Annotated in this window: 19 protein-coding genes and 2 pseudogenes; 15 read left to right on the top strand and 6 right to left on the bottom strand. The window is 69.9% G+C overall.

Translation table 11 applies throughout. From position 1 onward, the window contains the following. Positions 1 to 145 precede the first annotated feature (145 nt). On the bottom strand, positions 146 to 466 hold the full coding sequence (locus ACGF4F_RS26545) for a hypothetical protein (protein WP_387280601.1): 321 nt from the start codon (positions 464 to 466) through the stop codon (positions 146 to 148). A gap of 295 nt (positions 467 to 761) precedes the next feature. Continuing rightward, positions 762 to 1,199 (bottom strand): hypothetical protein, encoded by a 438-nt coding sequence (locus tag ACGF4F_RS26540; RefSeq protein ID WP_393081341.1) that lies wholly within the window; start codon positions 1,197 to 1,199, stop codon positions 762 to 764. A gap of 268 nt (positions 1,200 to 1,467) precedes the next feature. On the opposite strand from ACGF4F_RS26540, the gene ACGF4F_RS26535 reads away from it, so the two are divergent. Next, a complete protein-coding gene (locus ACGF4F_RS26535; protein WP_393081338.1) occupies positions 1,468 to 2,157 on the top strand; it encodes a hypothetical protein in 690 nt (229 codons plus the stop codon). A 472-nt stretch (positions 2,158 to 2,629) separates the two neighbouring features. On the opposite strand, the gene ACGF4F_RS26530 is transcribed toward ACGF4F_RS26535, so the two are convergent. Beyond that, the gene (locus ACGF4F_RS26530; RefSeq protein ID WP_393081335.1) at positions 2,630 to 2,884 is read right to left on the bottom strand and encodes a hypothetical protein; all 255 of its coding nucleotides are present in this window, start codon (positions 2,882 to 2,884) and stop codon (positions 2,630 to 2,632) included. A gap of 669 nt (positions 2,885 to 3,553) precedes the next feature. Here ACGF4F_RS26530 and ACGF4F_RS26525 point away from each other — a divergent pair. The 4 genes from ACGF4F_RS26525 (at position 3,554) to ACGF4F_RS26510 (ending at position 5,635) form a co-directional block, all read left to right on the top strand. Continuing rightward, on the top strand, positions 3,554 to 3,808 hold the full coding sequence (locus tag ACGF4F_RS26525) for a transposase (RefSeq protein ID WP_393081332.1): 255 nt from the start codon (positions 3,554 to 3,556) through the stop codon (positions 3,806 to 3,808). A 15-nt stretch (positions 3,809 to 3,823) separates the two neighbouring features. After that, entirely contained in the window at positions 3,824 to 4,591 is a 768-nt protein-coding gene (locus ACGF4F_RS26520) for a transposase (RefSeq protein ID WP_393081329.1), read from the top strand. Positions 4,592 to 4,888: 297 nt separating this feature from the next. Continuing rightward, positions 4,889 to 5,272: an ATP-binding protein gene (locus tag ACGF4F_RS26515; protein WP_393081326.1), complete on the top strand. Its 384-nt coding sequence runs from the start codon at positions 4,889 to 4,891 to the stop codon at positions 5,270 to 5,272. A gap of 33 nt (positions 5,273 to 5,305) precedes the next feature. Beyond that, the gene (locus ACGF4F_RS26510) at positions 5,306 to 5,635 is read left to right on the top strand and encodes an STAS domain-containing protein (protein ID WP_393081323.1); all 330 of its coding nucleotides are present in this window, start codon (positions 5,306 to 5,308) and stop codon (positions 5,633 to 5,635) included. Positions 5,636 to 5,815: 180 nt separating this feature from the next. Here the strand turns inward: ACGF4F_RS26510 and ACGF4F_RS26505 are convergent. Continuing rightward, positions 5,816 to 6,486 (bottom strand): annotated as a pseudogene (locus ACGF4F_RS26505) (helicase-related protein); the annotation flags it as partial. 378 nt (positions 6,487 to 6,864) lie between these two features. Then, positions 6,865 to 7,355, bottom strand: a pseudogene (locus ACGF4F_RS26500) (GNAT family N-acetyltransferase); the annotation flags it as partial. Positions 7,356 to 7,844: 489 nt separating this feature from the next. Between ACGF4F_RS26500 and ACGF4F_RS26495 the strand changes: the two are divergent. Then, positions 7,845 to 9,047: a low temperature requirement protein A gene (locus ACGF4F_RS26495; protein WP_393081320.1), complete on the top strand. Its 1,203-nt coding sequence runs from the start codon at positions 7,845 to 7,847 to the stop codon at positions 9,045 to 9,047. A 440-nt stretch (positions 9,048 to 9,487) separates the two neighbouring features. Here ACGF4F_RS26495 and ACGF4F_RS26490 read toward each other — a convergent pair whose 3' ends face one another. Next, positions 9,488 to 9,775 carry a hypothetical protein gene (locus tag ACGF4F_RS26490; RefSeq protein ID WP_357444634.1) on the bottom strand — a complete coding sequence of 96 codons (288 nt, stop codon included), beginning with the start codon at positions 9,773 to 9,775 and terminating at the stop codon, positions 9,488 to 9,490. 62 nt (positions 9,776 to 9,837) lie between these two features. On the opposite strand from ACGF4F_RS26490, the gene ACGF4F_RS26485 reads away from it, so the two are divergent. From ACGF4F_RS26485 to ACGF4F_RS26445, 9 genes are all read left to right on the top strand, one after another. Continuing rightward, on the top strand, positions 9,838 to 10,014 hold the full coding sequence (locus ACGF4F_RS26485; protein ID WP_393081315.1) for a helix-turn-helix domain-containing protein: 177 nt from the start codon (positions 9,838 to 9,840) through the stop codon (positions 10,012 to 10,014). 397 nt (positions 10,015 to 10,411) lie between these two features. Further along, entirely contained in the window at positions 10,412 to 11,044 is a 633-nt protein-coding gene (locus tag ACGF4F_RS26480; protein ID WP_393081312.1) for an HNH endonuclease family protein, read from the top strand. Between the two features lie 494 nt (positions 11,045 to 11,538). Further along, positions 11,539 to 13,554 carry a phage tail sheath family protein gene (locus ACGF4F_RS26475; RefSeq protein WP_393081309.1) on the top strand — a complete coding sequence of 672 codons (2,016 nt, stop codon included), beginning with the start codon at positions 11,539 to 11,541 and terminating at the stop codon, positions 13,552 to 13,554. A gap of 12 nt (positions 13,555 to 13,566) precedes the next feature. Next, positions 13,567 to 14,085, top strand: a complete 519-nt coding sequence (locus ACGF4F_RS26470; RefSeq protein ID WP_357444622.1) for a phage tail protein — start codon at positions 13,567 to 13,569, stop codon at positions 14,083 to 14,085. Next, complete coding sequence (locus ACGF4F_RS26465) at positions 14,082 to 14,783, top strand: hypothetical protein (protein ID WP_357444620.1); 702 nt, start codon at positions 14,082 to 14,084, stop codon at positions 14,781 to 14,783. Before ACGF4F_RS26470 ends, ACGF4F_RS26465 begins: the two co-directional genes overlap by 4 nt. Then, positions 14,780 to 15,550 (top strand): hypothetical protein, encoded by a 771-nt coding sequence (locus tag ACGF4F_RS26460; protein WP_393081305.1) that lies wholly within the window; start codon positions 14,780 to 14,782, stop codon positions 15,548 to 15,550. The genes ACGF4F_RS26465 and ACGF4F_RS26460 overlap by 4 nt, the downstream gene beginning before the upstream one ends. Next, entirely contained in the window at positions 15,547 to 16,833 is a 1,287-nt protein-coding gene (locus ACGF4F_RS26455) for a DUF4255 domain-containing protein (protein ID WP_393081302.1), read from the top strand. The genes ACGF4F_RS26460 and ACGF4F_RS26455 overlap by 4 nt, the downstream gene beginning before the upstream one ends. Then, the gene (locus tag ACGF4F_RS26450; RefSeq protein WP_393081299.1) at positions 16,833 to 18,677 is read left to right on the top strand and encodes an ATP-binding protein; all 1,845 of its coding nucleotides are present in this window, start codon (positions 16,833 to 16,835) and stop codon (positions 18,675 to 18,677) included. The genes ACGF4F_RS26455 and ACGF4F_RS26450 overlap by 1 nt, the downstream gene beginning before the upstream one ends. Then, positions 18,674 to 18,898 carry a hypothetical protein gene (locus tag ACGF4F_RS26445; RefSeq protein ID WP_393081296.1) on the top strand — a complete coding sequence of 75 codons (225 nt, stop codon included), beginning with the start codon at positions 18,674 to 18,676 and terminating at the stop codon, positions 18,896 to 18,898. The genes ACGF4F_RS26450 and ACGF4F_RS26445 overlap by 4 nt, the downstream gene beginning before the upstream one ends.

The following is an 18,898-nucleotide window of genomic DNA, read 5'->3' as shown; positions in this document are numbered from 1 at the left end:
TTTGTAAGTTCTGGGCGCTTCGTCTGGGCGTGTCCGTCCGCATCCGTGAGCTCGGGCGACTGTCCGCGCCCGGCGGTTGCCGGCCGTCCTCGTCCCGGCCTGCTGCTGTCGCCGTTGCTGTCGACAGCCGCGCTGTAGGCCCGCCTCAGTCCGGTCCGGCGGCGTCGGCGCTGCTGCCATCCTTGAACCAGACCACCGCCTGCGGTACTTCTTCCGCAACACGCGCCGCCAGCACACGTCCCTCAGCGGCGAAGGCTGCATCCTCCTCTGCCCCGACGACTCTGCTGTCGCCTGGATCGGCGATGTTGACCATGGATTCCGACCACTGCTGCCAGGACGCCAATCGCCCCACGAGGCCGGCGGAGAGTCCGAAGGTGGCAGGATCGCGCGGCTCGTAGACGCCGCTGGCCTCGTCACGAACCCACAGGGGCCAGCATCCGTAGTCGTCCATCACCTTGATCAGCACGACGTCAGGCTACGTCGAGGAGTTGAAGCGGAACATAGAACCGCTGTCCCGCCACCAGCATGAACGGCCGGCGACACCTGCTCACACGGCGTCTCGGGCTGTCATCGTTGGTCGTTGTTTGCCGACGTTTCACGGTGTCTTGTGCCCCCCTGTGTGCCCCGAAGGCGTGCGGTGCGCGCCTGGTCAGCCCGTCCGTCGTTGTCGGGCAGCGTCGGCGTCTGACGGTGGTCTTGGCTGTACTGATGGCTGTACAGCCAGCGGCGAGCTGCGTCCCTCGACCGCCGGCCGGTCCGCTCTACGACGGAAAGACGATCTCCTCTGAGCCGCCGACGCCTTCGCTGCTCGTCACGGTAAGTGTGAGGCGGTTTCCGTGTAGCTCATGAGACGCACGAAAGCGCCACTCGCACAGCAGTTCCTGCCCGGTCCCGCCACTACTCCCCGACTCCCAGTTGTAAGCAGTGCCCACCTCATCGCTGAGGCGCACCTGAAGTGCCTTGAACAGTTCCTCGCCCGGCGATCTCGGGACTGCGTCCCTACCTCTGTCCGGGCTCAAGCTCTCCATGGCCGCGTGGTAGCTGGCAACGGCAGACCGCATCCGGTCATTCAGCTCGCCGACCAACCGGACTGTCACCTGGTTAGGGCTCCATAGCTCAACGGTAAGCAGATACATGTCTGTCCCTCTGACCTCGGCAATCCGCTTCCCGGAGGCGACGACACGCGGTAGACCTGCCATGCGATGACGGTAGGGCCTGCTGGTTCGGTTGACCAGGATGTCGCGTGCGGATCTCCTCGTCGGGCGGTCGCCAGACCGTCCAGCCTCCCGCCGACACTGAGGGATTATGAGATCAAGATGGGCGACCCGGCGAGCTGCGCGGATGGCCCTTCTAGCGGCGGCAATGCGACCGTGCTCCTGGTCAGCCCGTCCGTCATTGTCGGGCAGCGTCGGCGCTCGCAAGCGGGCTTGACTGTACGGATGGCTGTACAGCCACCAGGATTCGATCGTGCTCGCCGAACCAGCGATGCTCCTCGTCCACAGTCCGCTCCTCACCTCAGCGACATGGGACGCCCTGCGTTCGCATCTCGAAGCGGCGGGGCGGCGCGTAGCCGTGCTGGACCTTCGCCCTTTGGTCGAGTCGCCGTCCTTCCATACGGCGGCCTGCGCCGCGGCTGCCAACGTCACTCATGGTTCGCCTACCGTCATCGTCGGCCACAGCCGCGCGGGTGCTTACCTGCCCGGCATTGCCGACGCGGTCGGCAGTGACCGGCTGGACGTTGTCTTCCTGGATGCCCGCCTGCCCCATCCGGGCACGAGCTGGGTCGGCTCACTGCCGCCGGAACGGGCCACGTGGCTGCGAGAGATGGCGGTGTCCGGCCGGCTGCCAACGTGGGACACCTGGTTCCCCGCAGACTCCCTAGCCGATGTCCTGCCCGACCCCGAACAGCGGCGGCAAGTGCTGCACGGCCTACCCGAACTGTCGTGGAAGGTCGTCTCCGAGGTGCTGCCCACACCGGGCAAGGCATGGGACTCCGCTAGACGCATCTACCTCCAGCTGAGCGCCGCATACCAGTCCACGGCAGAGCAGGCGGTAGAATGTGGGTACCTGGTGCGGCGTATGGACGCCGATCACCTGGCCATGGTCACGCAGCCCGCGATGGTCACGGATCTACTTCTGTCGACGTTGCTGGCGTAGCCAACGATAGCTGAAATCCATCACGGAGCTGGGAATCTCCTCGTCGAGCAGTCGTAGACCGTCCAGCCTCCGCGGCGGGGACAAGGGAGCGTCCTACCGGACGAGTCTCAATGGCGGTTGTCAAACGGCGGCGCCGGCGGCAGGAGTGGCCTGGGGCTAGAAGAAGATCAGGGATGGCTGGTCAGGTGGCGGTTCCCCTGGTCAGCCCGTCCGTGGTTGTCGGGCAGCGTCGGCGGCTGTGGGCAGCCTTGGCTGTAGGAATGGCTGTACGGCGACAGGATGCGGCCGCCATGCTGTCGGAATGACGGCGGAACATCCGATCATCGACCTGGATGACCGTGGCCGTGGACGCGTCAAGCCGGATGAGGGTCCGCGACGCCGCAGACTGAACCGAGCAATGAGCGCCTACGCCATCGGGGCGTTCGTCCTCGGTGCAGCGGTCGGCGGTATTGGCGTAGCCGAGGTGCAAGGCTCACGCGACCAACGGACGCGGGCTGCCACTGTCGCGGTTGTCGTCATAGCCAGCTCGGCAAGTGACGGCGGTGAAATCTCCAACAGCATCGCCCGGTTTGACGCGCAACTGGCTGTCGTCAACGCTGGTCCACAGCCGGTTACGGTTCGCACGGTTGGAGCACGCCTCCCCGGCACAGTGATCGATGCCACCGCTCCGTTTCGCCTGCTGCGTCCCGGCGAGGTAGGCGTGATACAGGTCCAGGTTGTCGTTCACTGCTCCGTCAAGCCTGATCCGGTGCCGATGCGACTGTCGGTTGAGACGGCCGACCAACGAACCCGCGAGGTGAGCTACCCCATGGCGTACACCGGCACCGCCTGGCACAACCGGGCTGTGTCGCTATGCGGGCAGGGTAGCTAAAGCGGATGTCCTCGTCGGGCAGGCGGCCGGAGCGTCAGTTTGTCTCCGATGACTCTGTCGCGACGCCCGTGCCGTGCGTGAAAATCGGGGGTGGTCGCCCGCCGACGTCGACCTTCCTTGGTACTTCGAGTCCGTCAGTTTGTCTGACGCGGGAGCGTGATCTTTAGGGGCCCTGCACTGTTGCTTCGAGCACGCGAGTCCGGCTCTGTCCCTGCCCCGTTCCGTTCCCGCGGGTGACCACCTGTGGATGTGTGGCTGAAGGGTGGTGGCCGGTGGAGGAGATGACCGAGGAGCCGGTGGAGCTGGTTACCCGGGTGTGCGCGATCGATATTGGCAAGGCGGGTCTGGTGGCGTGTGTGCGGGTGCCGCACGCGACCAGACCGGATCGGCGGGTGCAGGAGGTCCGTGAGTACGCGACGGTGACGACGGCGTTGCTGGCGTTGGCGGACTGGCTGCGGGTTGAGCGCGTTGAGCTGGTGGCGATGGAGGCCACGTCGTGTTACTGGAAGCCGGTGTTCTACCTGTTTGTTGGAGGCGGAGGGATTCACCTGCTGGCTGCTCAATGCCCGCCACGTGAAGAATGTGCCGGGCCGGCCGAAGACCGATCGGCTGGATGCGGTGTGGCTGGCCAAGGTCGTGGAGCGGGGAATGTGCCGGCCGAGCCTGGTGCACCCCAAGCCGATCCGTCAGCTGCGGGATGTGACCCGGTACCGGCGCAGCCTGGTTCGTGAGCAGACCAGGGAGAAGCAGCGGCTGGAGAAGACCCTCGAGGACGCGTAGATCAAGCTGGACTCGGTGATCAGTGACCTGCACGGGGTGTCGGGGCGGCAAATGCTGCGGGCGCTTATCGGCGGGCAGCGTGACCCGAAGGTCCTCGCGGAGATGGCCCACGGTTCGATGCGCCGCAAGATCCCCCAGTTGCGTGACGCGTTGACCGGTCACTTCGATGACCACCATGCCTTCATCTGCGCCACGATGCTGCGCCGCATCGACGCCCTCGCCGCGGACATCGCCGAGCTGGACGCCCGGACCGAAGAGCTGATCGCCCCTTTCGCCCACGCGGTGGAGAAGCTCGATGAAATCACCGGTATCGGTTTGCGGTCGGCTCAGGAGCTCAACGCCGAGATCGGGGTGGACATGAGCGTCTTCCCCACCGCCGCGCATCTGGTGTCCTGGGCGAAGTTCTCCCCGGTCGACGCCCAATCGGCCGGCCGCAAGAAGGGCAACTCCACCGGCAAGGGCAACCCATGGCTGGCCGGCACCATTGGCGAGGTGGTCGCCGGACTCGCCCGGACCAACACCTTTCTAGGTGAGCGCTACCGGCGGCTGGCCCGACGGCGGGGCAAGAAACGCGCGATCGTCGCGGTCGGCAACTCGCTGCTGACCATCATCTGGCACCTGCTGGCCAACCCCGAAGCCCGCTACCAGGACCTCGGCCCCGGCTTCTACGAATCACGGATCGACAAGCACCGCCGCCAACGCGACCTCATCCGCCAACTCGAACACCTCACCGGCCACAAGGTCGCCCTCCAGCCCCAACCCGACCTAACCAACGCGGCCTGACCGCAACCAACCCACAGCCCGGCTCCGCTGCCCTACGCCGGGCGCTGCCGCCTGCACACTCGCTCACCGATTTTCGAGTCTGGAAGGTGCCTTGAGTCCCGAGGTAGACGAGTGTGGCCGTGCCGGTGATCCGGCTTGTTCTTCGCCCAGTAGGCGATGAACACGACCGGGACAACCCGTTGCTGGCCTTGTTGACCGGCCTATCGGGCACGCACCGGGCACGACCGCAGAAATACCTGCAGATACTTGCCTGCAGCAACGGTGGCGGAACTGTCGGGGATAGGTAGCGTGCCAGCCATGAACGACGGGCAGCTCGGTGAGGATGATCGGGTGAGCGGGCGCGTCGCGGCCCGGCCGGTCGTGCTGCTGTCGCAGCACTTCACCGCTGAGGCAGTGACCCCGCTGCGGCACCTCCTCGCCGCGCGGGTCACGGCCGCCGGCCTGTCCGGCGACGACGGCGACGACTTCGTGCTGGCCGTTCATGAACTGGTGACCAACGCGGTGCGCCATGGCGGCGGGTCAGGACACCTGGATCTTCGGCAGGTGGACGACGTTCTGGTGTGTGAGGTCACCGATCACGGCGCGGGCAGCGACGCGCTGCCGGTGGACCTGCCACCGGTGCACGTGCCGGGCGGCCGCCGCCGTGCCGCAGCAGTCCGCTGCCGCCGGGACGGACGGTAGGGTCGAGGCGTCCGCGATGGAGGGTGAGCAGAAATGAATCGGGAGCTGACCTGGCAGCACCAGGTCCACGCCGAAGGCGACCGGAGAAAGGTTGTGCTGTCCGGCGAAATCGACATGAACGGCGCCCCGCGACTGCAGGACCTCCTGCACGCGGCGGTCGATAACGCCGATGTCGTTGAGGTTGACGCGGCCGCGGTGACCTTCATCGACTCGAGCGTCATCAGCGCATTGATCACGGCACGGAACGCGGCGGCGACAACGGGCCGACACCTTTCGCTCGTCAAGGCCAGTCCCCAGGTTCACCGGGTTCTCGATGTCACCGGCGTGCTCAACGCGCTGACCGTTAAGTCCGGCCGCGCATAGGAGTCCTCTGCAACTGGGACATGGCACGCCGGTTTCCAGCGAGGTCACGATCATGACAATCGGGGTGGGGCCGGCCGTGGCGACCGCCCCCATGGGGCCGATTCGACCGGCGCGCGCGCCGCCCCGCCAACAGGACGCAGCAGACTGATCGCTGCGGCATCGGCGCGGCGGGCGAAGAGGTTAGCTGGTCAGCGGCGATCCGTGCCGAGTGCCAGCAGGCCGTGCGCTTTGCACGACGGATACCGACAGGGTCTTGTAGCCGACGTCGTCGAACAACACGGTTATGCAGTCCTGTTCGTAGCCGAGGACCATGCCTGATCCCAATTTTGCGTGCCGCACGATTCTGTGCAGCGGGAACGGCCCGTCTTCCGGGCACCTCAGAGGTGCCCCCGTGACAGTTGTCGCAGTGCCCGCAGGGGTGGCTCAACTGCTCTCTGTTCGGCTTGTCGATGCCCATGCCGAATGGCGAGGTGGCGACCATGATCGGCACCCGGTCGGCCAGGAAGTCCTCGTGACGACGGCGACGCATCCCGGCTGCCATGCCGCCGTGGTATGCCTGCGCGGGATAACCCGCGTCGGACAGCCGTTGCGCGAGGTCCTCGGCGGCACGCCCGTCGGCACGTACACGATGCCGGGCGGGTCGGCCTCCTTGAGCAGGGCAAGCAGCCTCCGCCAGCGGCATTCCTCGGTGGGACAATGCGCGGCGGCGACGAATAGGTTCGGACGGTCCAACCCGGACAGAATCAGTCGCGGCTTGCGCATGCCGAGCCGCGCGGTGATGTCCTCACGTACCGGCGGGAGGCTGTGACGGTCAGCGCCACCACCGGCGGGCGGTCCAGGCCGCGGATGATCCGGCACGTCTTCGCCGACCAGGGGCCGGTTAGTCGGCTGGACCCGCGATCGCCTACGGACCACGCTGGAGATCGTTCGCAAACCCGCCGACCAGCGCGGCTTTGCCGTTCATCCACGCCGCTGGGTCGTGGAGCGCACCTGGCCTGGCTCACCGTCTGCCGCCGGCTGGTCCACGACTACGAACGCCACCCCGCCGTCTCCGAAGCCCTCATCCGCTGGGCCGCCATCGCCGGCATGACCCGCCGCATCACCAGCGGACACCCCGCCCGCCGACGGCTCCGTCGCACGTTCATCTGGACCTGATGATCCACCATCTCAACCTCTGACCAGCGCGTCTCCACGACTCACCCGGACTTCGTAGAGCCTGCTGGGCGCCGCATCTCGAACAGGATGCTGTCGTGGCCTGCCGCGTCAGGCCGGCTCCCTACGCGAACCGCACCGACTTTCTCAAGTGCTCGTTGCGAACGCCGATTGTCTGGACCGACGAGAAACACGACCCGCTTGACGAAGCGGAACGCGTGTCTCGCCATGAGGGCTTTGAGCTGGCCGTTCGCCTGGCCGCCCCAGTACGACCTGGCGCGGAACGTCCACCCGATCTCAACTTCGCTGCGTCGCTGATCGTAACCGTGGAATCGGGATGATCCGATGATGTTGCCCGCCGTCGACGTGACCGCCAGAGCGCCGCCAGATGCCAGGGACTCCGCGAAAAACCGCATGAAGACCTCGTACCGGTACCGATCCTTGACCGGATGCTGAGCCCAGATCAAAGGGTCACGAGCAACCTGATAGAGCTCATCGAAGTCTGCCGAACGCAAGGGCCTGACGCCAACGAGATCCCGCGGAGCACGGACTGCAGATCGAATGACATGATCAAGTGTATCGGCGGATCAGGTCAAAAGACCTCCCGAGGTCCCCGCTGGACGAGTCGCGCCAACCGTCGGAGCGTCACTCACACGCTTCTCAATCACGCTCTCAGTCCCCAGGGAAGTGCCACTACTGTAATTCCGCTCGATCACCTCTCGATGAGCGTTCTAAACGACGACTCGCCATTTGCTGCTGACGTTCGAGACTGAGGTGGACGGGCCGTTCGCCGACGACCGGCTGCGCCTGATCTGCCGGTACGACCGCGACCAGTTCGACGCTCGTCCGCGGCGATAAGGGGGCTTGAACTCGAGTGGTCCGGGCAGCGGCACGCGGCCATGCACGAACTGCTCGATCAACGCGTCGGCCCGTTGGAGTGCGTCCGCCCCGCTATCGCCAGACGCTGGTGGACCAAAGCAGCTAGGCGTGCCCCGACCTGCATCATGCATGGTACGACTGATGGCATATAACGTGAAGCCGACAGAACGGGCTTGCGATGACCGCCGGCAACACCAGGGACCTGCTGCGGGATCACGCCGAGCCGCAGCGTGCCACCTACGTCGAACTCTTCTTCGACGTCATCTTCGTCTTCGCGCTGACCCGGCTGTCGAACACCCTGTTCCACAACCTCACCTGGCTCGGCGCCCTGCACACCGTGATCCTGCTCGCCGCGTTCTGGTGGGTCTGGGTCTTCACCGCCTGGACCACGAACCGCCTCAACCCCGCCCAGCCGGCGATCCAGCTCGTCATCGTCCCGATCGCATTAGGCACCCTGATCATGGCAGGCGCGGTCCCCGCGGCGTTCGGCAAGGACGGCCTGGCCTTCGCTGTCACCTACGTCGTCATCCAGATCGGCCGGGCCTTCTTCGTCACGGTCGCGCTGCGCGGGCGGGAGGTGTCGATCGGCTCGCTGCAACAGCTCATCTGGGCCTGCTTCTCGGGCGTGTTGTGGATTGTGGGCGCGTTCACCACAGGCCCGGTCCGGGTGTTGATCTGGCTGTTCGCGGCTGCCCTCGGCTACACGATGACCCAGCTGGATTTCCGGCTGCCCCGGCTCGGCTCGGCCCGGATCGCCACCCAGGTGGTCAACGCGGAGCACCTCGCCGAACGCTACCAGCAGTTCATGATCGTCGCGTTCGGCGAGGCGATCCTGGCCTCGGGCGGGCAGTTCGCGGCGTTCGGCTTCAAGCCGGATCGGGTGATCGCCCTCGTGCTGGCGTTCGCCATCACCGCGCTGTTGTGGCGGATCTACTTCTACCGGGCGGGCCTGCTCCTGCCGGCCGTGATCGCCGCGAGTGCCAGGCCGGCAGTGTTCGCCCGGTCCGCCTCGTACGCCCATCTGCTCATGGCCGGCGGCATCGTACTCAGCTCGGTCGGCGACGAGATCATCATCAACCACCCGTTCGCCAAGCCCAACCTGGTCTGGTCCGCCGTCATCCTCTGCGGGCCGGCGATCTACCTGGCCGGCCGCGCCCGGCTCGACTACCTGTCCTTCAGCCGCGTCGCCCTGTCCAGGGTGATCGGACTGGTCGTACTCGTCGCGCTGGCACCCGTGGTCGCGTTCCTGCCACCGATCCTGATCGCCGTGGTCGCGGTCGTCATCCTCCTCATCATCGCCACCTCGGACACCGTCTCCTGGCGGTTCCGCCCCAGCAAGCCGACTCCACCCCCGCCAGGCGGGCGGTATCGAGGCATGTAGAGATCACAGATGACAGGGCGGCTACACCCGCCTGAGCAGCGCACGCCAACACAGGCAGGTTGTACACCGCTCGTCAATCCAACCAGTAGGCGGCGGTGCTGACGCCGCTGCAAATATGGTGCGGCAACGATCCCCGGTGGCGTTCGGGGAGCCGGCCGAGCGGTGGACTCACAGCACCGCGCTGGAACACCCCGGCCACCGCCGAGGAGATCAACCGGCTGCGGTAACAGCACCTGCCCGGTGCCTCCCGCGGCACCCGCATCCGGCTCATGCGTCGCGTGACCGCCCCGTTCACCGGTCCGACCATCGCCGAGGTAGCCACGAGTTCGTGATCGACGCTGTCGAGACCGGCTTCGCGGTCTGGCGACGGAGTGCTCCAGCCGGCGGAGGACAGGTGGCGTTTACGCGGTACGTCCGGCCATCTCAGCGGGCCATGATCCTCATCGCGTCGGCCTAGGGATGACGGCCGCACGTTCGAATTCGAGCGGACGGCACCGGGCCCAAGGTTCAACCCCACTCGTACAGGGATGCTGGACCGTTCCCAAGCGGAGAAGGCTGCTCGCCAGGCGGCCGTAGCCGTCGCGCACCGCCCGTTGCAGATCGCGCCCGGACAGCACGCTCACCCGGGTGGCGAGGATCTGCACCACCACCAGCGCCGGCATCATCAACAGGGTCAGCCACGCCAGCCCGAGCATGGTGCTCGCCCCGACCACGACCAACGTCGCCACCGTGGTCGGATCGGTGTCCGCGGCACCCGACACCAGGCCCGGCCCCAGGGACCGGATCCCCGATGACAGCAGTGGAGATCGCCGAAGCGACCGGAATTTCGCGCACGACCGCCCAGCGCTACCTGGCCGACCTCGCCGAGAGCGGCAAACTGGAACTGAACCTGCGGTACGGATCGCAGGGGCACCCAGAACACCTGTACCGGTGGCACGACGCCTCCGGTGCCGGTGGCTCTGCCTGATGCAGCCGTCAAGGTCTCGTACCCCGTGTTCTCCGCCTGAAAGACAAGCAGGATCTGATCCGATTTGAACTGAGGCCCGGCGGTGTGGCCAATCGGTGCCGTCGTGAACTCATGCCGTTCGCCGTGGGCCGGTGCTGCCCTGCGGTGCCAAACCGGCGGGTCGCTGCCTTCACTTCACGTGGTCACTGTCCCTCCACACGTCGCGTGGCCGTGCTGGCCTCGCCCCTCGGCCTGGTCGCCCCGCGCGGGGGCCTTGCCTTAACGCGGCGTTTACGTCGCCTTCCTACAGGAATGTGTCCATCGACGGCGATTTTTGAGACAGTTCATCTGTCGCTGCCACGCCGTCAGCCGGGCTCCCCCACCCGGCCGTGGCCGGCGACAGACAGGAGGTCCCCCAGTGGCCCGCATACGCAAGGCCGCCCTCGCCACGGTGGCCGCCGCCGTCCTGACCATCGTCCTGGCCCCGACACCGGCCCATGCCACACCTCCCAACATCCCCTCGTACAGCACCGCGGTGAGTCGGCTCAACTCGCTCACCGTCGCGGCAGAGTCCCACGAGTCCAGCTACAGCCGCGATCTGTTTCCGCACTGGATCACGATCTCCGGTACGTGCAACACCCGTGAGGAGGTCCTCAAGCGCGATGGCACCAACGTCGTCGTCGGCTCCAGCTGCTATCCGATCTCCGGGTCCTGGTACAGCCCGTACGACGGGGTGACCCGCACGAGCCCCTCGAGCATCGACATCGACCACATGGTTCCGCTCGCCGAGGCCTGGCGGTCCGGGGCGTGGGCCTGGACCACCTCGAAGCGCCAGACCTACGCCAACGACCTGGGCGGCCCCGAGCTGTGGGCGGTCACCGACACCGTCAACCAGTCCAAGAGCGACAAGGACCCGGCCGACTGGAAGCCCCCACGGACGGCATTCCACTGCACCTACGCCAAGGCCTGGATTCAGGTCAAGTGGTACTACAGTCTCTCGGTCGACAGCGCTGAGAAATCGGCCCTGAATTCGATGCTCAGCACCTGCTGACCGCTCGATTCGAGTCCGAAGTCCTGGGCACCCGACATGGGTGTAGCCACCCAGCCTGATGATGGGGTCCAGGCAGCGCTCGCTCTTGGGGCCCGTTCGACACACGCACAATTCGCCTGGTCCCGGAGGTGCTGACACATTCGGTCATGATCAGGGCGCTTTCCAGCAGATCGGCCAACGGCAGGTGACCTGCTGGAGATCCGCGCAGATGCCTGCGTGGTGCACGCGGCAGAGGCCGTAGCCAGTCGTGCGGACCGACCGGCATCGGGTGATCGAGCGGCGGTGTCGGCCGGTCGTCGGCGGGACCCGCCTGATGGTGTGGGGGCCGACATTCTTCAGTGATGGGCGCTCCGCCAACCGTTTGCTGGAAGGTGACCGCACCGGCAGGGTGTGTCGGGTACGCGTCGCACCGCAGTCGGGTGTGCGCTAGAGGGCGGGCTGGGTGCGGGCGGAGGGTGTCACAGGCCGATCCTCCACTCCGAGACGAGGTACTCATGCCCGTGACTCCGAGCTATCCCGGCGTCTACATTGAGGAAGTCCCGAGCGGTGTCCGTCCCGTGATCGGTGTGGCGACCGGGGTGGCCGCCTTCGTGGGATACACCCGCACCGGGCCCGAGCACCGCGCCGTCCGGGTGAACAGCTTCGGCGAGTTCGAGCGCCGGTTCGGCGGCGTCGATCGGGACTCCGAACTCAGCCTGGCGGTGCGGCAGTTCTTCGGCAACGGGGGCTCGGCCGCTCTGGTCGTGCGAGTGCCACGCGCCGACGCCCGCGCGGCCTCGGTGACCCTGTTGGACAAGGTGGGCTCCAGCCCGAAGTCGGCGCTGGTGCTGGACGCGGCCAGCACCGGCCAGTGGGGAAGCAATCTGCTGATCGACGTCGACCATGACGGCGCGCCCGATGCCAAGTCGTTCAACCTGAGCGTCTACGACGCCGCCACCGGCACGGCCGAGCGGTTCACCGGTCTCTCCGCGGACCCGACCAGCGCCACGTATGCCGTCACCCTGCTCAACGACCCCGACCGCGGCTCGTCGCTTGTCCGGGCCCGGGCCGGGGCGAGCGGCGCCGGCCGACCGGCCGGCAGCGGTACGGTCGGGACAGCGATCAACGCGCCCACTGTGGATGCGGCGAAGAAGTACCGGCTGACTGTGCAGCCGGATCGGCCCACCAAGCCGGACCCGTCGGACGCCACCAAGACCGTTCCCGCGGTCAGCCCGGTGACCGTCACGGTGCTGGAGAAGGGCGAGCGGCTGCCGTCCTCCCCCGCCGGCGTGGCCGCGCTGCTGCAACGGAAAATCAACACCGCGCTGGGTGGCGCGGACGGAGCTGCGGGGCTGCAGGTTCGGGTTCTGCCCACCGCTGACGGCGGGTTGCGCATCCTCGGCGACGTCGACCCGATGGTGGCGCCGGCGGCCGTGGACGCGGCTTTCACCATCGCGGGGGTGACTGCCGCCGGTGACGTGGCCGACGGCGCGGCCCTGCTCGGCCTGGGCGGCAGCACGGCCAACGTGGGCCGGTACACGCCGGTCGGCGCCAAGCGGCTCGGCCAGGGCGACGTGGTTTCCGGCACGGACGGTACGACGCTGCCCGGCACCGCGGCGCTGATCGGTTCCGAGGCCGCCTACTCCGGCATCTACGCGCTGCTCAGGACTGACCTGTTCAACATGCTCTGCATCCCCGATGCGACCCGCGCCAAGCAGGGCGACCCGACTTCCGTCGACAGTGGCCTGGACCCGGAGGCGGTCTGGGCGGCCGCGTACGAGCTCTGCGAGCGACGCCGAGCGGTGTTGCTGGTCGATCCGCCACCGGGAGTGGACGACCCGGACCGCGCGCTGGACTGGATCAACCAGCTCGGCGTCAAGGGGTCCAATGCGGTGGCCCACTTCCCCCGGTTGCGGATCCCCGATCCAGCTGACGGCTTTCAGCCGCGCACGGTCGCCCCGAGCGGCACTCTCGCCGGCCTGTATGCGCGCCAGGACGCCGAGCGGGGCGTGTGGAAGGCTCCTGCGGGTACGGAGGCGCAGCTGCGCGGGGTGACCAGCCTGGTCTACCCGCTGACCGACGCCGAGAACGGCGTGCTCAACCGGCTCGGGCTCAACTGCCTGCGGACCTTCCCGGTGATCGGCACGGTCAACTGGGGTGCCCGGACGACCGCCGGTGCTGACGTCCTGGCCAGCCAGTGGAAGTACACCCCGGTACGCCGGCTCGCGCTGTACATCGAGGAGAGTGTCTTCCGCGGGACCCAATGGGCCGTGTTCGAGCCGAACGACGAGCCGCTCTGGTCCCAGCTGCGGCTCAACCTGACGTCGTTCATGCAGGACCTGTTCCGTAAGGGCGCGTTCGCCGGGCGGACCCCACGCGAGGCGTACCTGGTGCGGTGTGACGCGGAGACCACCACCAGCGATGACCGAGACCGCGGCGTGGTGAATGTGGTCGTCGGGTTCGCCCCGCTGAAACCCGCTGAGTTCGTGATCGTGCGGATCCAGCAGCTCGCTGGCCAGAGCCCGTCCTGAGAGGTGTGAGTCATGGTGCAGTTCGCGGTCAACCCGACGCGCTTCGATCCGTACAAGAACTTCAAGTTCCGGGTGAAGTGGGACGGCCGGTACGTGGCCGGGGTGAGCAAGGTCAGCGCGCTGAAGCGGACCACTGAGGTGGTCAAGCACCGCGACGGCGGGGACCCGTCGACCAGCCGCAAGTCGCCGGGGCGTACGGAGTTCGAGGCGGTCACCCTGGAGCGGGGGCTGACCCACGACGCCGAGTTCGCCCAGTGGGCCGGCAAGATCTGGTCGCTGCACGCCGGGCTCGGTTCGGAGGTGTCTTTGGCCGACTTCCGCAAGGACATCACGATCGAGCTGCTCAACGAGGCCGGGCAGGTCGCTCAGTCGTACCGGTTGTTCCGCTGTTGGGTGTCGGAGTACCAGGCGTTGCCGGAGCTGGACGCCAACGCCAACGCGGTGGCCATCGAGCACCTCAAGCTGGAGAACGAGGGCTGGGAGCGCGACGAGGCGGTCGCCGAGCCGGCCGAGCCGCGGCTCGGCTCGTGACGGCACGGCCGCCGCTGACCGAGGTGGAGTTGGTCTCCGCGTGGGACCGCGCGCTCGGGCAGCCCGCGGCGCGGCGTCCGCTCGCGCTGCTCGGTCGAAAAGACGCTGACCGGCTCCCGGTGGGCGAGGTGGCGGCGTTGCTGCTGGCGACGGCCGGCGGCTGGGCCGGGGGCCGGGTGGAGGCCACCGTGGACTGCCCGGCCTGCCCGGAATGCCTCGAGGTGGGCTTCACCGTAGCCGACTTGCTGGCCGGCGCGCCCGAGTCGGCCGCCGGGTCGTTCACCCTGGACTGGCGGGGACACCGGTTGACGCTGCGCCTGCCCACCCCCGCCGACCTGGCCGAAGCGGCCCGGACGGGGGACGCGGCGACGGCCGAGCGGTGGCTGTTCGAGGCGTGCCTGGTCGCCGCTGACCCGCCGCTGGCCGACCCCTGCGGCGCGCTGCCGGAGGTGTCGGCCGCGATGGCCGCGCGCGACCCGCTCGGGGTGGTCGGCGTCGTGCTGACCTGCCCCGGCTGTGGTACCGCGACCGAGGCCCTGCTGGACGTGCCTGCCTGGGCGTGGCAGGCTGCCGACGCCCGGGTCCGGCGGCTGTTCGGCGAGGTACACCGGCTCGCCTGCGCGTACGGCTGGTCGGAGGCGGAGGTGCTGGGTCTCGGCCCGCACCGCCGCGCCGCGTACCTGGAGCTGGTCCCGTGACCGGCTACCTGGCCGCGCTGGCCGCGCTGGCCGTCGGCACCGCGCCACGGCTGCGGCCCCGCGTGCTGGGCCGGTTCGAGCCGGAGCGGCCCGAGGCCGATGGCGGATTCGAGGCGTACGACGTGCAGCGGGAGAGCCCTGTCCCGCCCCGGCCCGACACGCCGCCGCTACCCGCCGCGCCCCGGGTGGAGGCTCCGGCGCCGCCCGCCGTACCGGTGTCGGCACCACGGCCGGTGCCGATGCCACGGCCGGTGTCCGCCGCGCCGGCGGCCAATCGGGCCCAGCCGATGGCACCGGCCGATGGCGCCGCCACCGCGCCGCCCGCGATGGCCAGCACACCGCCGCCCGTGCTCGTACCGCCGATTCGGCAGGAGATGGAACGGCGCACGGTCGAGCAGGCGCCCGGTGAGCAGCCGGCGCGCGCGGCCCGCCGGGACGCGCCGCCGGCACCGGAGTCCCGGCCCACCACCCCGGCTGCGGCGCCGCACCCCGCGCCGCCGGTGGTCGCGGCGGCCGTGATACGCCCCGCATCGCCCGCCGTGCCGGCGCGCGCTGTCCCGGTGACCCGGGCCGCGGCCCGGGCCGCGGAACGCCCGACTGTGCACGTCCACATCGGCCGGATCGACGTGCGGCTCGCCGCCGGGCAGCGTCCCGCGCCCGCCGCGCCACGGCCGGCAACGCCCGCCGTGCCGGCCCCCGTTGTCGAGCCGGGGCCGGCCCCCGAGCTGGAGGCGTACCTGCGTGATCCCCAGGGCGGGCCGCGATGAGCACCGCGTACGCCCTTGCCGCCGTCACCGCCGTGCTGCGCGGCCAGTTGATGGCGTACCTGCGCGCCACCGGCGCCTCCTCGGCCGTCGGCGGAGTCTCGGTCTCCGCCGGCCCGCCGGACCGGGTGACCGTCGGTAACCAGGAGGCCAACCAGGTCAACCTCTTCCTCAGCCGGGTCACCCGCAACCCGACCTGGGCCAATCTCGGGCCGCCGCCGCGCAGCAGCGCGGGCGAGGACGTCGCCGCGCCGCCGCTCGGCGTGGACCTGCACTACGTGGCGAGCGTCTACGGCCATGACCCGCTGACCGGTGAGATCCTCCTCGGCCATGTGCTGGCGATGCTGCATGAGACACCGGTGCTGACCCGGGCGGTGATCCGTCGCTCGCTCGCGCCGGAGCCGCCGGACCCGACGCTGCCCGCGCCGGTGGCCGACTCCCGCCTCGCCGACCAGGTCGAGCAGCTGCGGATCAGCGTGACGAACAGCCCGGGCGGCGAGGAGAGCTTCCGGCTCTGGTCGGCGTTCAGCGCGCCGTACCGGACCAGCGTCTTCTTCGACGTCTCGGTGGTGCTGATCGACCCGAAGCGCGGGGCGCGGGAACCCCTGCCGGTGCGGTCGGTCGCCTCCGGGGCGGTGGACGTCCGCGGCCCCGAGGTCGACCAGGTACGGGCGGACGGCCCGACCGGCACCCCGGTCACCGCCGGCGCGACCCTGGTCGTGACCGGCCGCAACCTGGCCGGCCCGAGCACCCGGGTACGGATCGGAGCGGCCACCGCCAGCCCGTCCACCCTGTCCGCCACCGAACTGCGGCTGCCGCTTGCGGCCTTCGACCGGCCCGTCCCGGCCGGCATCTGCGGGCTGGTCGTCACCCACTCCGTGGACCTGGGCGACCCGCCCGTGCCCCGGCCGGTGCTCAGCTCGGACGCCGTGCCGGTCGTCTACCAACCGGCGATCACCGTGGCCCCCGGCGACGTGGTGGTCGACTCCAGCCGCACCACGGACGGAGTGGCGCTGCGTACCGGCTCGGTCACCGTCACGGTGGATCCCCGCGTCGGGGTGACGCAGCAGGTGACCCTGTCTCTGACCGGGGAGGGCGGCACGGTCCTGCCGGCGCCGCCGGGCAACGGGGTCGCGGCGGGCGCCGACAGCACCGACCGGATCCGGTTCGGCTTCCGCGACCTGCCGGCCGGGACGTACCTGGCCCGGCTGCGGGTGGACGGGGTGGACAGCCCGCTGGCCACCGACCCCACCGGCCGGTACAGCGGCCCTTCGGTGGTGGTGTGATGCCCGCGCCGCGTCCCGCCGTCCGCTGGCCCGGCCCGGCCGTCGCCGCCCCCGACGACGACCTGCTGGCCGCGGAGATCGAACGGATCCGGCTGGTGCTCAAGGGCGAAGCCGCGCCCGGCACCCGCGCCGGCAACCCCCGCCTGGACCGGATCGCCGCCGGATTCGGGCTCAGCGACTTCGAGCGGGACGTGCTGGTCGCCGCGGTCGCCGGGGAGCTGGGGCTGCTGGACCGGCCGGTCACCTTCGCCTGGTGCCTGCGCGCCCTGCCCGGCGGGCACTGGGACGCCCTGGCCGCCGACCGTCCGCTGCGCGCCGCCCGGCTGGTCGAGGTCGCCGAAGGGCCGCTGCCGCACGCCCCGGTCCGCCCCGACGAACGGATCCTGCACGAGGTGCACGGCGCCGGGCGGCTCGACGAGCGGCTGCGACCGTACCTGGCACCGCTGCCCGCGCCGCCGGCCACCCTGCCCGCCGGCCGTCGGCGGGCCGCGGCGGACCTCTGCGCCGCCTGGCAGCTGGGACGCCGTCCGCTGCGGATCCTCGGCCCGGACCACGCCGACCGGACCGACGTGGTCGCGGCGGCCGCCGCCACGGTGGACCGGCCGGCTCTGCGGGTGGTGGCCGCTGACCTGCCGCGCGCGGTCACCGACCGGGACGCCTTCGCCCGGCTGTGGAACCGGGAGGTGGTGCTCGCCGACCCGGTGCTGGTCGTCGAGCTGACCGGCGACGAGCCGCCCGAGCTGACAATCGTCGTGGAACACCTGGTGGCGCGGATCATCGGCGACGTCGTGGTCTCCACCCCGCGGGCCGTCCCGCTCGATGGCGTCACCGCCGGGCCGACGGTGGACCGGCCGACGCGCGAGGAACAGCGTGCGCTGTGGCGCGACCTGCTGCCCGGCCGCTCCGGACGCCCCGCCGCCGAGCTGGCCCGCGAGTTCGACCTGGGGCACCGGGAAATCCTCGCCGCCGCCCGGCCCACCGCCGGCCGGGCCGTCGAGCCGGTAGCGGTCGCCCGGGACCTGGTCCGCGAGCGGGTACGCCGCGACCTCGACGGGCTGGCCGAGCGGATCACCGTCCGGGCCGGCTGGGACGACCTGGTGCTGCCCGCCCCGGCCCTGGCCCAGCTGCGTCAGCTGGCCGCCGCCGCGGCCGGTCGGGCGCGGCTCACCGAGCGGGGCTTCGGGCACCGTACCGAGCGGGGGCTCGGGGTCACCGCGCTGTTCGCGGGGCCGAGCGGCACCGGCAAGACCCTCGCCGCCGAGGTGGTCGCCGGGGCCCTCGGGTTGGACCTGCACCGCGTCGACCTGGCCACCGTGGTGAGCAAGTGGATCGGCGAGACGGAGAAGCACCTGCGGCGGATCTTCGACGCCGCCGAGCGGGGCGGCACGGTGCTGCTCTTCGACGAGGCCGACGCGCTGTTCGGCCGGCGGTCGGAGGTGCGGGACAGCCACGACCGGTACGCCAACATCGAGGTGTCGTACCTGCTGCAACGGATGGAGCAGTACCGGGGCGTGGCGGTGCTGACCACCAACATGCGCACCGCCATCGACCCGGCGTTCCTGCGCCGGCTGCGGGTGCTCGTCCCCTTCGGACACCCCGGCCCGGCCGAGCGGGCCGACCTGTGGCGGCGTGCTTTCCCGCCGAAGGTCGCCACCGAGGACCTCGACCTGCACCGCCTCGCCGAGCTGGACCTCACCGGCGGGGACATCCACACCATCGCCCTGCGGGCGGCGCTCGTCGCGACCGGCGAGCACGCCCCGGTCCGGATGCGGCACGTGCTCGACGCCGTGGCCGCCGAGTACGCCAAACACGACCGGCCCGCCGACCCGGGGCTGTGGTCATGACCATCGAGGTTGACGTCCGCGAACTCGTCCTCACCGGGGTCGAGGCACCCGACCCGGCCGCGCTTGGCGCCGCGGTGTCCGCCGCGCTGGCCCGGCTGGTCGCCGAGCGTGGTCTGCCGCAGGCCGCGCCGGTACCCGGTCCGCTGCCGGCCCGGCCGGGGGCCGACCTGCCGGCAGCCCTGGCGGAGGCAATCTGGGCGCAGCTGGGCCGGTCCGCGTGA

It is taken from the genome of Micromonospora sp. NPDC047740 (genome assembly GCF_043204735.1).
Classification (GTDB): domain Bacteria; phylum Actinomycetota; class Actinomycetes; order Mycobacteriales; family Micromonosporaceae; genus Micromonospora.
This window is presented reverse-complemented; position numbering and strand designations above follow the sequence as displayed.

Coding starts and splice junctions, on each gene's coding strand:
- ACGF4F_RS26540 (WP_393081341.1), bottom strand. CDS start 1,199: ATGGCAGGTCTACCGCGTGTCGTCGCCTCCGGGAAGCGGATTGCCGAG.
- ACGF4F_RS26515 (WP_393081326.1), top strand. CDS start 4,889: ATGAACGACGGGCAGCTCGGTGAGGATGATCGGGTGAGCGGGCGCGTC.
- ACGF4F_RS26510 (WP_393081323.1), top strand. CDS start 5,306: ATGAATCGGGAGCTGACCTGGCAGCACCAGGTCCACGCCGAAGGCGAC.
- ACGF4F_RS26495 (WP_393081320.1), top strand. CDS start 7,845: ATGACCGCCGGCAACACCAGGGACCTGCTGCGGGATCACGCCGAGCCG.
- ACGF4F_RS26485 (WP_393081315.1), top strand. CDS start 9,838: ATGACAGCAGTGGAGATCGCCGAAGCGACCGGAATTTCGCGCACGACC.
- ACGF4F_RS26475 (WP_393081309.1), top strand. CDS start 11,539: ATGCCCGTGACTCCGAGCTATCCCGGCGTCTACATTGAGGAAGTCCCG.
- ACGF4F_RS26470 (WP_357444622.1), top strand. CDS start 13,567: ATGGTGCAGTTCGCGGTCAACCCGACGCGCTTCGATCCGTACAAGAAC.
- ACGF4F_RS26455 (WP_393081302.1), top strand. CDS start 15,547: ATGAGCACCGCGTACGCCCTTGCCGCCGTCACCGCCGTGCTGCGCGGC.
- ACGF4F_RS26450 (WP_393081299.1), top strand. CDS start 16,833: ATGCCCGCGCCGCGTCCCGCCGTCCGCTGGCCCGGCCCGGCCGTCGCC.
- ACGF4F_RS26445 (WP_393081296.1), top strand. CDS start 18,674: ATGACCATCGAGGTTGACGTCCGCGAACTCGTCCTCACCGGGGTCGAG.